Raw genomic sequence first — 14,448 nt, forward strand, 5'->3', positions numbered from 1 at the left:
TATGTTGTGACGGAAAGACCGACCTGGTCACGTGAACCGTCGTTCCGTTGAGGGCGGGATGTAGCCGTCGCGTGTCTTGAGTCTCGATGATGAGCCACTATGGTGAACTCTTGAGTCCCGGTTTCGATCAAAAATTAATAGCGCAAACGACGAACTCTGGTGGCGCTCTTGCTGCCAGCCCGGACGTGAACAGCGTATAAGGAGGAGTATGAAAATCGCGCAGGTAGCGCCTTTGTATGAGAGCATACCGCCAAAACTTTATGGCGGCACCGAGCGCATCGTGCATTATCTTACCGAAGAGCTAGTAGGCGCCGGACATGATGTTACGCTCTTCGCCAGTGCTGATTCGGAGACGAGCGCCAAGCTCGAGCCGATTGTTTCCAAGGCACTGCGTCTCGACCAAGATGTACTAGATCCGTTACTACCCCATCTCTTGATGTTGGATCGGGTGCGCAGAGCGGCCAGTGAATTCGATGTCATTCACTTTCATACCGGTTGCCTTCATTTTCCGGTATTTCGCGAATGCTCGACCCCGCACGTTACCACCTTACACGGACGCTTGGACATCAGAGAGTTAGATGCCCTCCTCGAAGCCTTTCGGGACATGCCGTTGATCTCCATTTCGGATTACCAACGCACGCCGGTCGGTTGGGGGAATTGGGTAGCTACGGTTTATCACGGATTGCCGGAGGAGCTTTATACGTTCCGTGCCGAGCCGGGCACCTATCTGGCATTCTTGGGGCGTATTTCCCCGGAAAAGCGCGTCGACCGAGCGATCGAAATTGCAATTCGTGCCGGCATGCCGCTCAAGATTGCAGCGAAAGTCGATAAGGCCGACCGCGAATATTTCGACCAGGAGATCAAGACCCTTCTCAATCATCCTTTGGTGGAGTTCATCGGCGAAGTCAACGAGCGAGAAAAGAATGAGCTGCTCGGCAATGCTTACGCCTTGCTTTTTCCCATCGATTGGCCGGAACCTTTCGGGCTCGTGATGATCGAGGCGATGGCTTGCGGTACGCCTGTGATCGCCTTCAGGAACGGTTCGGTGCCGGAAGTTATGCGGCACGGAACGACAGGTTTCGTTGTCGAGAATCTTCACCAAGCGGTATCGGCAGTCGAACGGGTAGGCGAGATCAATCGGGCAATGTGTCGACAGGCGTTCGAAAATCGCTTTTCCGCCCGCCGCATGGCGAGCGACTATATTCAGATCTACCGACAGCTCGGTGAAAAGTGTAAGCAGAAAGTCTCTCCAGCGCTAAAGGTTCTCGGTATGGACGTCATCGAGAAGGACCTCGGTCGCCTTTCTATGCTGGGCAAGCAAACGATCTAGTTTTTCGATTCCTCGAACGGGTGATCCATGGACGATCCGGCTTCCACCGAAAACCAGTGGTATGTCGCTGCCACCGCACCACGGGGCGATGAACCCTCTCGAGTCTTAAAAGCGGAAGATATGTTCGGTATCTTCGATCGTCACGGCGATATTTATCAGGTGAGTTCGAGCGAGCAGGGACTTTACCAAGGCGGGACACGCTATCTTTCTCACCTGGAGCTGCGAATCAACGGACAACGCCCCTTCTTGCTCAATTCCACCATCAAGAAAGACAACAGTTTGCTGGCGGTCGACATGACCATGCCCGATCTCTATGAGAGCGAAGTCCTAGTCATCCCGAGAGGCAGCGTGCACGTGTTCCGATCGGTGGTGTTGTTAAGCCAGGCTAGGCATGAGCATTTGCGTTTGGTCAACTACGGCGATCGAACGGTAAATTTGAACGTCGAGTTTCGGTTCGCTGCCGATTATCGCGATATATTCGAAGTGCGCGGTGTCCATCGACCGGCCCGAGGAACAATGCTGACGCCGGACATTAAGGACGATGCCGCGATACTCGGTTATCGCGGATTGGACGGCGAAATGCGCCGAACTCACATCCAATTCCATTGGCGACCCGATCAGCTCAATGCCTCGAGTTGTAGCACAGCGCTTCGGTTGGGAATACGCGACGAGATTCATCTGCACGTCTCGGTAAGCTGCGCTTGCGACGATGCGAGCGTATCGCAAGGTGATTATTACCACGCGATCGATAGGATAGGGGCGGACACTGCAGCCTCCCGGTCGAGCGTCGCCCACATCGTGACTTCGAATGAACAGTTCAACGATTGGCTCGGTCGGTCTGCCGCCGATCTCGATATGCTGGTCACGGAAACGTCTCATGGACCTTATCCTTACGCCGGAGTCCCGTGGTTCAGCACGCCTTTCGGTCGCGACGGCATCATCACCGCGTTGCAGACGCTGTGGGTTCGGCCGCAACTCGCGAAGGGCGTAATCACCTATCTTGCCGCGACCCAGGCTGAATCCTTGGAACCCGAACGCGATGCCGAACCCGGCAAGATTCTTCATGAAGCGAGATCCGGAGAAATGGCCGCTTTAGGAGAAATTCCGTTTAAGCGTTACTACGGTACGGTGGACGCCACGCCGCTCTTTATCGTTCTTGCCGGCCACTATTATCGGCGTACCGGCGACCGGGCTTTCATGGAAACGATTTGGCCTCACATCGAAAGAGCCCTGGACTGGATCGATCATCATGGCGATTGGGACGGCGACGGCTTTGTGGAATACGCCCGACATAGCGCAAACGGGTTGATACAGCAGGGCTGGAAGGACTCCAACGACTCGGTATTTCACGCCGACGGAAACCTGGCGCCGGCACCGGTCGCGCTTTGCGAGGTGCAGGGATACGTCTATGAAGCTAAACTGCTGGCGGCCGAACTGGCCGAATTGCTCGGCCGGGGAAAATGGGCGCAGCGGCTGCGGCAGGAGGCTGCAGCGCTGAAAAAACGCTTTAATGAAGCATTTTGGCTCGACGAACTCGATACATTTGCGCTCGCACTGGACGGCGACAAACGCTGTTGTGCGGTGCGAACCTCTAACGCAGGCCATGCCTTATTCAGCGGGATTGCGGCTCCCGATTATGCTCGTCGCACCGCCGAGACGCTGTTGGCGGTGGAATCTTTCAATGGATGGGGAATTCGCACGGTCGCAGAGGGGCAGAGCCGCTACAATCCGATGGCGTATCACAACGGTTCGGTTTGGCCCCACGATACTGCCATCGCGGCCATGGGCCTGGCGCGTTACGGTTTCAAAGACAAATCCTTGAAGATTTTGACCGGTTTGTTCGAGGCCGCCGTGTTTCTCGATTTGCATCGCTTGCCTGAGCTTTTCTGTGGGTTCTCCAGGCTTCCGGGGCAAGGCCCAACTCTCTATCCGGTAGCCTGTTCTCCGCAGGCCTGGGCCAGCGGAGCGGTATTTCAGCTCTTGCAAGGCTGTCTCGGCTTGAGCTTTTCACCCGAAAAACCGCAGATCAGGTTTTATCATCCGCGACTCCCGAATTATCTCAACTGGCTCAGGATCAGCAACTTGCGTTTTGACGATGGCGTCATTGACTTAGCCTTGACTCGCCATGCCCACGATGTGGGCATCAATGTAGAACGCAAGGAAGGCGATATCGAAGTGACCGTCGTGGTCTGATGCGGATGCCTCGCATCCCGACGGAAGTTTAACCACAACAGTGGGCGGCTAATACACCGAATTTAGGGCCTAGCCAGAAGCTGCTTCAGCTCTCCGGCATTATGTTGTGCGAAGTTTCCGAAATTGTTATTGAAAATGACGTGTGTTTCTCGCGCCTTTGCGGCGAGCTTCTCGATGGACCCCGCCAATTCCTGCAATTCGTCGGCCGAATAGAGATAGTTGAAGCGATCGGCGGACGACTCGAGCCCTTTCTGACTCCAGGTCTCGCGGTTTCGGCCGTGCATGCGGACCACCGCTATTTCCGGGGAGGTGGTTTCCCAAACCGAAGGAATGCTGCTGGCAAATCCCTGCGGCTCATCCACGACGACGTGCGTCAATCCCCGGCTCCGTTCGAATTCGAGCACGTCCTCGCGATGCCTATCGTCAAACCAGGATCGATGACGGAATTCCACGGCAATGCGAAATCCTTCCATTACTCGGGCGCAAGCGGCGATATGCTCGAGATTGCTTTGCCGATAGACGAACCACGGCGGAAACTGAAACAGTACGACGCCAAGCTTGCCTGCATGTTTTAAAGGTTTAAGGGCTGAGCGAAACCGTGACCAGAGTTCGCCGCGGAGTTCCTCTGGCAGGTCGCCATAATAAATGTTCTTTTTTTCGACCGGCCCCAGGGCTGCACGAATATCCACTGGAAGCACTTTCGGCGGCGTTTGATGTTGCGTGAACAGCCGAAAGCTTTTGACATCGAATACAAAGCCCGGCGGAGTCCGTTCGACCCATAGGGCCGCATTCCGCTCCGAGGGCAGGGCGTAATAGCTGCTGTCGACCTCGACCAGAGGAAACTGACTGGCGTAATAACCCAGCCGATCCGCAGGCGTCTTGATGTGGGCCGGATAGAACAAGCCGGAGTCGATCAGATTTTTGTCGGCCCAAGAGGCGGTGCCTACCAGAATCATCGCTTCCCTCGACTTTGAATGGCATGAGTCGCGCCAATTACGGCATACGACAGCAAATATCCGCTTTTACCGAAATGCGGTAATGTCGGCTGAAGCAGGTATCTCGATATTTCGACAAGTATTCCGGTGGAAAGTCATCCCTTCGGCGCCGAGGCGACGCGATTTTGCTCAATGCCGCGCTGCCATTATTCCGGATGCCATGATCCTGACTATCAATATAACCATTGGCGGATCGCGGCATATTGAAAGGCAAGGCTCTTGTGTACCAGCCTGAGCACTCCCCTGTGCCAATCGACGACGGTTTTTTCGAAAAACCAACGCGGCAACAGGCGGAAGGCCTGCAGCGCAACCGTCCCATACTGGGTGGCCAGAGAAAAAATACTAGTGTCCACCGTGGAAAGTAGCGCCATGGACCGAACGCATGCCTTATCGCTGGTGCGCCAGTAGGAAAAGATGCATTCTCTGAGCAGTAACGCCTCGGGCGTCTGGGCCAGAAACGCTTCGCGCAGTTCTTCCGCCAGGGTGCGCCGGGTCAATTCAAGACGGCCGCAGCGGCGAGAATAACGTCGCAGGGCCGTTGCGATATCGAGATTCGACTCGCTAAGCGCATCCCGCAAGATCAGCGCATCCTTTACCGCCGCAGTAATCCCCGAAGCGGTCAGCGGATGGCAGCAGCCTCTCGCGTCCCCGACCAGTGCGGCATTACCTCGTACGCTGGCATTCGGGACGATGCAGAAATTGGCTGCCGCCAAAGGTTTGCTCGTGGCCAGGACGCGTTCGATATCGAGCCTGAACAAGGGAGGGAAGAGACCGAGGTGCGTCTTGATCGATTCCTTCGAATCGGCGCCTTTCAGCACCTCGAACATGACCCTTGCCCGTCCTCCCCCGATCGCATAGGCATAGGCGACGCCGGCGGAATTCAGAAAGATATTGCCGTAGCCGTTATTGGGCAGATGGGTGTCTTCCACTTCGATGCCCATCATGCCGGAATAGCGCCGAGTCTCGTGAGAAATTCCGATCAATTTGCGCACTCTGGACATCGGTCCATCGGCGCCGAGGAATAACTGAGGGCGAATTCGTATTTCCTCGCCGTCGTTACTTCGTACCATCGCCGTGAATGACCCGTCGGGATTTTCCTCTATCCGTGTGACCCGTGCGCCTATCCAGGCCGTAACGCCGGGAAACCGCTGTACGGTTTCCAGCAGATGATCCTTCAGGATCCGGTGCTCGATCGCCCGTCCCAAATGGCGAGTTCCCGGCTTTTCGCCGTAGCGTAAGGTCACCGAGCTTGCGGGGTCGTCTTTATCGGCAGGGAAGATCGCGAAGCCTTTTACCGGCGAACCGGGCATCGATCGGTCGCTCAGCAAGCCGAGACGACACAGGCCATCGATGCCGGGCGGATGGATGAGCTCTCCGGCGAGGCGCCTGCCTTGGGCCGGGCCGGGTTCGATGATCAAGATGCGCAATCCCAATTGCGAGAGTGCCGCAGCGGCCGCTGCGCCGCCTACGCCGCCTCCGGCGATCAGCACATCGATATGTTCCTGATAAATGACTCGTCCTTGCATAATGCTTTTCCGATAATTGGTGAGAGCAGCCCGGGCGGGCTGCGCCTCGAATGTTGAACTTCACAGAATCCACCGACGACAATCCCTTGCAGTGCGATTTCAAGGTCCCGCTGATATTTGCGAGGGCCTTTTATCGGACTTTCGGTCCGAATTTCGGAGCTGAGCCGGAAGATTACATCTTCCGACGCCAAGTCGAAAAAATGCCCTGAAGACTCCGGCTATGGCGGGCTCGTCAGGCGCGCATAACGGGCCATCGCCCAAGTCGGGAAGTAGGTGTGATAGAGGCGATAATCCAACATCGCCGAGCCGAAGAAAACGCCGTTAACCGCCTGCCGCGGCCAACCGCCGTCCTCCAGTTGCCGGCTCATCAGCCATTCGAATCCACGTTTGATCGATTCATTATCGTACGGCAGGATGTCGAGCAGTGCGAGCAAGGCCCAACTCGTCATGACCACCTGACTTTGCTCGTGCTCGACGTAGCGGCCTTGGAGACAGCTCGAATAGTGCTCGCCCCAGCCGCCATCGGGCCGCTGCTTCCGGACCAGCCAGAGGGCGGCACCCTGAATCGCGGGGTTCGAGGCGGGAACGCCGGCCGCTCGCAGCCCCTTGGTCGCATGATAGACGGCATAGGTGTAATTGATGCCCCAAAACCCCGGATAGGATCCGTCGGCAAGCTGACGCCGGCGCAGGAAGGCTACGGCCTTGCGTATCGCTCGCTCGATCTCTCCGCCTGGGAAATCGGAATAACGCTTGCGATAATGCGCGAGGGCGGCCAGCGCCGACCCCGTGCACTCGATATAGGAGAGTTCGGTCATGCACTGGCCGAACATTTCGGACGGATTGACCATTTCGAGCAGCTTGCCGCCGCGCCGGCGTTCGTAGGTTCCGAAACCGCCGTCCGCATTCTGCCGCGACAGAATGAAGATCACCCCCTGGCGGAGGCGCTCGGGCTCGAGCGGCGACGCCACCGTGTACTCGGGATGTGCGTAGAGCGCGAGCAGGGCGCTCAAGGCTTCCGCTGCGCAGTCGCTCACCGGCCAACGGTGTTGCCCGTCGGAAAAGCACCAGCCGCCGAGTGCCGGGTCCCGCCAGGCGCCGTCGTAATCCGGAAGCTCCTCGGTTATCTGGGCACCCCAGAGAAAATCGTGAGCCCGCTCGAGCGCTTTTGCCGTCCCTTCGACAGCCGACGGTCCCTCGACCAGAGCCTGGACGGCGAATGCGGTATCCCAGGTGTTGGAGCGAGCTCCCGCATAACGGATGCCTTCCTCCTCGTCCTCCCAGCGCCAGTCCTCGACGCCTTCGAGGCTGGGCAAAAGGTCCGGATGGTTCGGATCGCGAGCGAAGATGGCCAGACAGTTGAGGAGTCCGCTCACGGGAGATATCCCCTGATAGCGTGTAACCCGCTGCTCGTAAAGTATCCGGTCGAAGCACAGGTCGAGGCCTTTCCGCCGCAGCGCCCGGCTATGGCGACGCTGGTAAGCGGCTAGCAGCTTGTAAATCAGGCGCAATACCGGGCTGATGGGGACATAGACATCGCTCGCGGCCAGGGTGTCTCGCAGAGCGGCGAAATCTATGGTTTCGTAAGGCTCCGGGTAGAGCTCCCGGCGCAATTCGCTGCGTAGCGTGCCCGGCAGGTTCGCGCGAAATCGCATGCCGCAAAGAAAGGCCATCCCGAGGTAAATCTGACGGGTGTGGCAGTAATAATGTCGCGGGTGTATCGGCAACCATTCCGGCATCAAGAAAAGTTCCGGCGGGACGGCATTGAGTCCCTCGTAGGCATAGAGGTCCAGCATGGCCAGCCAGAACTTGCCCCAAGTGGGAATACCCTTTACGCCATCGGGCTGGGTATGCAGCCAGCGGCGCGCCTTGACGAGCGTCGGCGAATCGGCGGGAACGCCGAGCAGCCTCAGGGCAACATAGCCAAGAGTGGTAAAGAAGACGTAGCCAGGCGATTCGGGGTGCATGCCCCAGGAGCCGTCATTCATCTGGTTACCTTCGAAATGAATGACGATGCGTGCTTTTTCCGCGTCGCTGTAGGGGCGGGCCGCTATGGTACGCACGATGACGGCCTGGGCGAGAATCATGGTGCACCAGACCATTTCCCCTTCCCAGTCGCCGCAGGGCCGCTGCAGATCCAGCAAACGCCGCTGTGCGCGGCGGCTGGCTTCCCACGCGCATCTGAGAGGCGGAACGGGCGTTTCCGTCCCGGTGTGCCCGCCGGCGGTTTCATTCCATTGATGCTTCACGAACGTTGTCCAAGACAAATCATTGACCGGCAAAGCACAAGGACCACGTTGTCTCCTTCGGGCGCTTATCGATGGCGCATGGAAAAATACGTTACATCGCGTTGATTGTGCGGGAATATCGCTCCTGCGTCTAGTTGCTTCGGACGAAGTCACTCGATACGGTTCCACTAAACCCCGAATAGTACCGTGCGCGCCATGGCGACAATGCCTTTCAATTTTTTGCCGATGCCTCGGCTTGTATGAATGGGAGCGACCCCGGGGAGCGGCTGACCTTTCGCCAGTTTGCTCAGCCTCTGCTTTACGGAAAGATCCAGTTTGCCGTCGGCCGCCAGTTCCATGAACATCGCCTTGACATTGCCGAGATCGAAGAAGTCGCGCTGCCAGCACCACTGATATCCTCCGCCGTAGCGGAACCAGGAACCGCCGATGCCGGCGACTTCGTAATCGCTGCCGTCTTCCCTTTTCACCGGCGCGACTTGGCGCCAGATGCCGATCACCTCGCCCTGTTTTTCATCGATCAGGATTTTCTCGTAGGGGTAGCGCCATTTCTCGAATCCCTCCATGTGCGCCCCGAGCGCCCACTCCTCGATCTGCTTTCTGCCTCTGGCGATGAATTCTCGGTTTGGTCCCATGTTCCAGCCGTATTCCGCATCCTCGGTGTACATCACGCCGAGGTGCTTGATCCAGTTGCCCTCCCGCTCGGCTTGACGATTGGCGGCAAGCCAGCGTTCGACCATTTCTTCCAGCTCTTCACGAGGATAGGCAGGCATTTCGGCTCCTTTCGGGGTAGTCCTTGCACGAATAAGGTTTGATGTACATGAAAAAAATGATTTCATGAACACCTTGATCGCGAAGCATGATACTAATCTTTTCAACCGGCGGACGATAACGCCATCGACTAGGACTCGGCAATGGCCAAAGGGCAACTCAAAGAGCCCCCGAAACTCTCGGGCGCGTTCCCGCTCGCGGGGCATATTTTCAGTTTCGGCAAGAATCCGCATGCTTTCATGATGCGGCTGCGCCGGCAACTGGGAGACGTGGCCGAATTCAAGCTCTTCCACCAAAGTATGGTGCTGCTGACCGGCACGGAAGCCAGCGAGGCTTTCTATCGCGCTCCCGACGAGGTGCTCGACCAGGGGCCCGCCTACAAGATCATGACTCCGATTTTCGGCAAGGGCGTGGTTTTCGACGCGCCCATCGCAAGAAAAAACCAGCAGCTACTAATGCTGATGCCGGCACTCCGGGACAAGCCCATGCGGACCTATTCCGATATCATCGTCGGCGAGGTCGCGACTCTGCTCGATCGCTGGGGCGATTCCGGCGAAATCGATCTGCTCGAGTTCACCAAGGAACTGACGATTTACACGTCCAGCCATTGCTTGCTAGGAGCCGAATTTAGATACGAGCTGAACCGAGAGTTCGTCGAAATCTATCGCGACCTGGAGCAGGGTATTCAACCCATCGCCTACGTCTTTCCCGATCTGCCGCTGCCGGTCTTCCGCCGCCGCGACAAGGCTCGGGCGCGGCTTCAAGAATTGGTGTCTCAGATCATGGAAAAGCGCGCGCAGCAGTCGGAGAACCGAACCAATGTCTTCCAGATGCTGATCGACGCGAGCTACGAAGACGGGAGCAAACTGACCGCACACGAGATTACCGGCATGCTGATCGCCGCCGTTTTCGCGGGCCATCACACCAGTTCCGGAACCGCCGCCTGGGTGTTGATCGAGTTGCTCCGCCACCCCGAGCACATGAAGGCCGTCATTGCTGAAATCGAGGAACGATTCGGTATGGACGGCGCGGTCGATTTCGAGTCGCTGAGGCAGCTTCCCAAACTCGAAAACGTGATTAAGGAAGTTCTGCGCCTGCATCCACCGCTGATCATTCTCATGCGCAAGGTGATGCAGGATTTTTATGTCAAGGACTACGTCATCAAGGCCGGCAAGTTCGTCTGCGCGGCGCCCTCCGTTACGCACAGAATTCCGGAATTATTCCCCCAACCCGACCGGTTCGATCCGGACCGGTACTCGCCGGAACGAGCCGAGGACAGGGACCTGTTCGGCTGGCAGGCTTTCGGCGGCGGGCGTCACAAATGCTCGGGCAACGCCTTTGCCCTGTTTCAAATCAAAGCCATCTTCTGCGTGCTGCTGAGGCGTTATGAGTTCGAACTGGTGAACTCACCTGAAAGTTACCGGGACGATTACCGAAAAATGGTGGTCGAGCCTGCCTCCCCTTGTCTCGTTCGTTATCGGAGACGGCAGGTTTCGGCTCTGAACAGAGCCCGAAAAGAGACTGCAAGCGTTCGAAGCAGCACGCTCACCGGGCGTTTTAGGATCGTTGTCGACCGCGATCTATGTAAGGGTCATGCCCATTGCGTGGCGGAAGCGCCAGAAATCTTCCTGGTCGACGAAAAAGGCCGTCTTGAGGTGCTCGAGGAGCGGCCATCGGTGGCGCTGATCGAGAAAGCGAGGGCTGCGGAAAAATACTGCCCGAATCAGGCGATAAGAATACTGAACGACTCGGAATCCTGATTCGAGGCATGACCAAGCTCGTACCCAGCGAAGTTCCGGTGAAAGCGACAGGCGACCCTACATCCCGTGTTGTCGAACACATTCTCACCCATTATCGGGGGCTGTTCGCGACCGTCGTCCTTTTGCCGGTTTCGGCGTTGTATGGCGCGTATGTCTCGGTTCGCGACCGCATCGCCTTCCGCCTCAAGAGCGCTCCCGCGAAGCATGATCAAAAGGTAAAGAAGGTGATCGGGCAGATCGAGGCATGGAAGCGGGACGGTTGCCGGGAAAAGCTGTGCACCGCGCGCTCAGGCTGGAAATCCATGAGCGAGTTGGTGCCCAAGTACAAACTTTTCCATCGAAAGATCGACATCAGTCTTTACGACATCCTCGAGATCGACGAAGAACGCATGCTTCTCAGGGTGGAGCCGCTGGCTACGATGGGCCAGATTTCACGATGCCTGGTGCCGCGCGGATGGACCTTGCCCGTAGTACCGGAGCTGGACGACCTGACGGTGGGCGGCTTGATCATGGGCTTCGGGGTGGAAAGCAGCAGCCACAAATACGGGTTGATTCAGCACATCTGCGAATCCTTCGACATTGTGACGGCCGAAGGGAAGCTGCTCCGGTGCAGTGCGTCGGAGAACCCGGACCTCTACTACCTGATCCCTTGGAGCCACGGCACGCTGGGTTTTCTGGTCGCCGTTCAACTCAGAATAATCCCTGCTAAAAAATACGTCCGGCTTCACTATCGTCCCGTTTACTCACTCGACGATATGGTCGACGTTTTCGAAGCGGAGAGCAGGAATAAGGAGAAAAATGACTTCGTGGAAGGGTTGGTCTACAGTCGCGACACCGCAGTCATCCTGTGCGGCATGATGACCGACGAGAAGGGGGCCGACGGACCGTTGAACGCCATCGGACGATGGTATAAGCCATGGTTCTACAAGCACGCACAAACCTACCTCACGGAACGAAAAGAAGGGTTCGAGTACGTACCGCTCAGGGATTATTTTCATCGACATACTCGAAGCTACTTTTGGGCGATGGAAGAAATCATTCCCTTCGGCAATCATCCGCTTTTCAGATGGCTATTGGGATGGGCGCTGCCGCCGCGGATCGAGCTATTGAAGTATACGGAAACGGAAACGACCCGAAGGCTTCGGGAAAAACATCACGTCGTTCAGGATATGTTGATGCCGATCCGATACTTGGCCAAATCCATTCAATATTTCGACGATCATTTCGAACTCTATCCATTGTGGCTTTCGCCCATGGCGGTCTACGAGAACGAGCGGAAGCTCGGGTTCATACATCCCTTCCGAGGCGAGGGTGACATTCTGGATGAGCTTTATGTCGACATCGGCGCGTATGGCACACCGAAAAAGGACAGTTTCGACAACGCCTCAGCCTTGCCCTCGCTCGAAAAGTTCGTCCTGGACCATCGGGGTTATCAGGCGCTGTACGCCAGAACGACCCTGAGCCGAGAGAATTTTAGAACCATGTTCGATCACAAAGACTACGACAGACTGCGGGAGCAGCTGCCGTATTGCAAGCTGGCCTTCGATGAGATTTACGACAAGGTATCGTCAAAAGGCCGGACCTCGCCGGTCGAGCTGAGGCGTATGAATAAGGTGAGGCCACGGCATCCACGGTAATTCGGCTTTCAAAACGCCGTTTACTTGAAGACCAGGCTCTTTACCAGAGAACGCCTGTTGCATTCGGTCGTGCAGAGAACTGGATGAGTCCCGATGTGTAAACGTCGATCGCTTCAGGAGAATTACAAGGCGACTAACGCCATGCGCTACGGATGAGGTCAAATGGCTGCGTTTTCGGATAAAAATATCAAGGGCCTGGCAGTCACAGGTGTTAATTATCGGCGCTACGAGGGAGGCAGTGATCCCAGTTTCGGTGTCCAAGTTACCGCCGCCGGCGTCAAAACGTTCTTTTATCAATACACACTTCACGGGCGCAGACGTTTTCTTCGCTTGGGCACTTACCCTGTACGACGCTCTATCCTGGGAAGAGATCCGGACGATTTGGAACACGGACGGCTTCCATTTGCCTTATCGCTTGGCGATTCGTCTATTGTTGGCCACCGGTGGACAACGGTCAGGCGAAGTAACCCGCGCTGCCTGGTCGGAATTCGACCTTGATGCCGGTCTATGGCTGCTTCCTGCTGCTCGTGTGAAAAATAAACGTGATCATCTCATTCCGCTCACCCGACTCGCCCTAGATATTCTGAATGACTTGCGCAGCATCTACCCTGAAAGCAAATGGTTGTTTCCCGGTCGCCACAATCCGTTATCTGTGAAGCCTTGGAACGAGTCCACTTTACCGCATGCCGTGCAGGACTTTTGTGAGGAAACCAAGATGCTGCCCTGGACCCCGAAGGATCTGCGACGTACCGTAAAGACGCGGATGGGCGAATTGGGGATCGATAAACTGGTGCGGGACCGAATTCAGAATCATGCATTGAATGATATTTCGGCGAAGCACTATGATCGATACGACTACGTTGCAGAAAAGCGGGCTGCCCTTGAAGTTTGGTGCCGCCAGCTCGAAGAGTTAACCACTCGAGGTAGTGCCTCTCACCAGGTGGTCGAATAAGACTGTACCGGCTCCGACGTGTCCCGCAACTCATCGCGGGCTGCTTGCACATCCTCGGGACTGACGGGTTTCATTCTGGTGCGCCGTTCCGGAATGAACCGCCCCGGTTTTCCCGGAGACAGTTAATGTTGAGTCAGGCCGCGATGACCGACTCGGCCTATTGGCGATAATACGCCTGTTCCAACTCCGCCGGAGGCCCATGGCCGATCGGCTCCAGCAACCGACGGTGATTGAACCAATCCACCCATTCCAGGGTAGCGTACTCGACCGCATCGAGGTGTCGCCAAGGCCCCCGGCGATGGAGGCCCTCGGTTTTGTATAGCCCGGGGCGCGCATCAGGCGCTCGACCGTGCAGCGGGCCACCCGAATGCCTTCGCGCTCGGGTTGTCGCCAGACTTTACGGGCGCCGTAGACCTGGAAGTTCTCCTCGTATACCCGGCGGATTTCCCTCGAGAGCTTGATGTCACGCTGCGCCCGTGGCGGCAACCGGGCTGGGTCCACCTGTCGCGTCTTGTGCTCGTGGTAGGTCGATGGGGCGATCGGCAACAGGGCGCGGATCGGCTCGACCCCATAGGCGACCCGGTGTTTGTCGATGAACGCCACCCTCATTTCAGTCGGCGGTCGAGCTCCTTAAGCGAAAAAAGCCGCCGCCTTACGCAGAATCTCGTTGGCCCGTTTAAGCTCGCGGTTTTCCCGCTCCAATGCCTTGAGCCGATCGTGCTCCGAACCGCACACGCGCCCTCTTGCCCGGAGTCGCGTTCCGTCCGACGCACCCACTTGCGCAACGTTTCCGCGGCGCCGCTCCTCTTGCCCGCGATCGAGCAGATGGCCGCCCACTGCGATTCATACTCCCCTTGATGTTCAAGGACTAGGCGGACCGCCCGCTCTTAGGTCTCTGGTGAAAATTTCGATGACTTTTTCATGACTCCATCCTCTCGAGAAACGGAGTCTCCGGAAATCCCGGGGCGGTTCAGTGGCCCGCAATTTCCGGCCGTTCTCTCGTTGCCCATGCTGTTATGTCACAGAACGGCCTCCATTTTG

At 57.0% G+C, this 14,448-nt stretch carries 9 protein-coding genes, 1 pseudogene and 1 other annotated feature; of the genes and pseudogenes, 5 read left to right on the top strand and 5 right to left on the bottom strand.

The annotated features are described in order from the left end of the window. Nucleotides 1–208 precede the first annotated feature (208 nt). Both ACR2R1_RS18940 and ACR2R1_RS18945 read left to right on the top strand, forming a co-directional pair. Nucleotides 209–1,330 carry a glycosyltransferase family 4 protein gene (locus tag ACR2R1_RS18940; RefSeq protein ID WP_077731471.1) on the top strand — a complete coding sequence of 374 codons (1,122 nt, stop codon included), beginning with the start codon at nt 209–211 and terminating at the stop codon, nt 1,328–1,330. Nucleotides 1,331–1,357: 27 nt separating this feature from the next. After that, the gene (locus ACR2R1_RS18945) at nt 1,358–3,523 is read left to right on the top strand and encodes an amylo-alpha-1,6-glucosidase (protein ID WP_434111448.1); all 2,166 of its coding nucleotides are present in this window, start codon (nt 1,358–1,360) and stop codon (nt 3,521–3,523) included. Nucleotides 3,524–3,585: 62 nt separating this feature from the next. Here ACR2R1_RS18945 and ACR2R1_RS18950 read toward each other — a convergent pair whose 3' ends face one another. The 4 genes from ACR2R1_RS18950 to ACR2R1_RS18965 all read right to left on the bottom strand — a co-directional run bounded on the left by ACR2R1_RS18950 (nt 3,586) and on the right by ACR2R1_RS18965 (nt 9,060). Beyond that, on the bottom strand, nt 3,586–4,479 hold the full coding sequence (locus tag ACR2R1_RS18950; protein ID WP_077731473.1) for a DUF72 domain-containing protein: 894 nt from the start codon (nt 4,477–4,479) through the stop codon (nt 3,586–3,588). Nucleotides 4,480–4,691: 212 nt separating this feature from the next. Further along, on the bottom strand, nt 4,692–6,044 hold the full coding sequence (locus ACR2R1_RS18955) for an FAD-dependent oxidoreductase (protein ID WP_077731474.1): 1,353 nt from the start codon (nt 6,042–6,044) through the stop codon (nt 4,692–4,694). 218 nt (nt 6,045–6,262) lie between these two features. Further along, nucleotides 6,263–8,290, bottom strand: coding sequence for a 2,3-oxidosqualene cyclase (locus ACR2R1_RS18960; protein ID WP_434111451.1), 2,028 nt, complete (start codon nt 8,288–8,290; stop codon nt 6,263–6,265). 167 nt (nt 8,291–8,457) lie between these two features. Continuing rightward, nucleotides 8,458–9,060 (bottom strand): hypothetical protein, encoded by a 603-nt coding sequence (locus ACR2R1_RS18965; RefSeq protein ID WP_077731475.1) that lies wholly within the window; start codon nt 9,058–9,060, stop codon nt 8,458–8,460. A gap of 141 nt (nt 9,061–9,201) precedes the next feature. Here ACR2R1_RS18965 and ACR2R1_RS18970 point away from each other — a divergent pair, with 141 nt between their 5' ends. The 3 genes from ACR2R1_RS18970 to ACR2R1_RS18980 all read left to right on the top strand — a co-directional run bounded on the left by ACR2R1_RS18970 (nt 9,202) and on the right by ACR2R1_RS18980 (nt 13,407). Then, a complete protein-coding gene (locus ACR2R1_RS18970) occupies nt 9,202–10,818 on the top strand; it encodes a cytochrome P450 (protein WP_434111453.1) in 1,617 nt (538 codons plus the stop codon). A gap of 8 nt (nt 10,819–10,826) precedes the next feature. Then, entirely contained in the window at nt 10,827–12,455 is a 1,629-nt protein-coding gene (locus tag ACR2R1_RS18975) for an FAD-binding oxidoreductase (protein ID WP_434111455.1), read from the top strand. Between the two features lie 208 nt (nt 12,456–12,663). After that, nucleotides 12,664–13,407 carry a site-specific integrase gene (locus tag ACR2R1_RS18980; protein ID WP_434111457.1) on the top strand — a complete coding sequence of 248 codons (744 nt, stop codon included), beginning with the start codon at nt 12,664–12,666 and terminating at the stop codon, nt 13,405–13,407. Between the two features lie 157 nt (nt 13,408–13,564). Here ACR2R1_RS18980 and ACR2R1_RS18985 read toward each other — a convergent pair. Continuing rightward, a pseudogene (locus ACR2R1_RS18985) lies at nt 13,565–14,180 on the bottom strand (IS3 family transposase). Continuing rightward, nucleotides 13,939–14,053, bottom strand: a sequence feature (AL1L pseudoknot). It overlaps the preceding pseudogene by 115 nt. Nucleotides 14,181–14,448: the final 268 nt, after the last annotated feature.

Source organism: Methylocaldum sp. GT1TLB, from assembly GCF_051027445.1.
Taxonomy (GTDB): Bacteria; Pseudomonadota; Gammaproteobacteria; order Methylococcales; family Methylococcaceae; genus Methylocaldum.

Bases quoted from the DNA above. Each gene is read 5' to 3' on its own strand.
- ACR2R1_RS18975 (WP_434111455.1), top strand. From the start codon at position 10,827: ATGACCAAGCTCGTACCCAGCGAAGTTCCGGTGAAAGCGACAGGCGAC.
- ACR2R1_RS18970 (WP_434111453.1), top strand. From the start codon at position 9,202: ATGGCCAAAGGGCAACTCAAAGAGCCCCCGAAACTCTCGGGCGCGTTC.
- ACR2R1_RS18950 (WP_077731473.1), bottom strand. From the start codon at position 4,479: ATGATTCTGGTAGGCACCGCCTCTTGGGCCGACAAAAATCTGATCGAC.
- ACR2R1_RS18955 (WP_077731474.1), bottom strand. From the start codon at position 6,044: ATGCAAGGACGAGTCATTTATCAGGAACATATCGATGTGCTGATCGCC.
- ACR2R1_RS18945 (WP_434111448.1), top strand. From the start codon at position 1,358: ATGGACGATCCGGCTTCCACCGAAAACCAGTGGTATGTCGCTGCCACC.
- ACR2R1_RS18940 (WP_077731471.1), top strand. From the start codon at position 209: ATGAAAATCGCGCAGGTAGCGCCTTTGTATGAGAGCATACCGCCAAAA.
- ACR2R1_RS18965 (WP_077731475.1), bottom strand. From the start codon at position 9,060: ATGCCTGCCTATCCTCGTGAAGAGCTGGAAGAAATGGTCGAACGCTGG.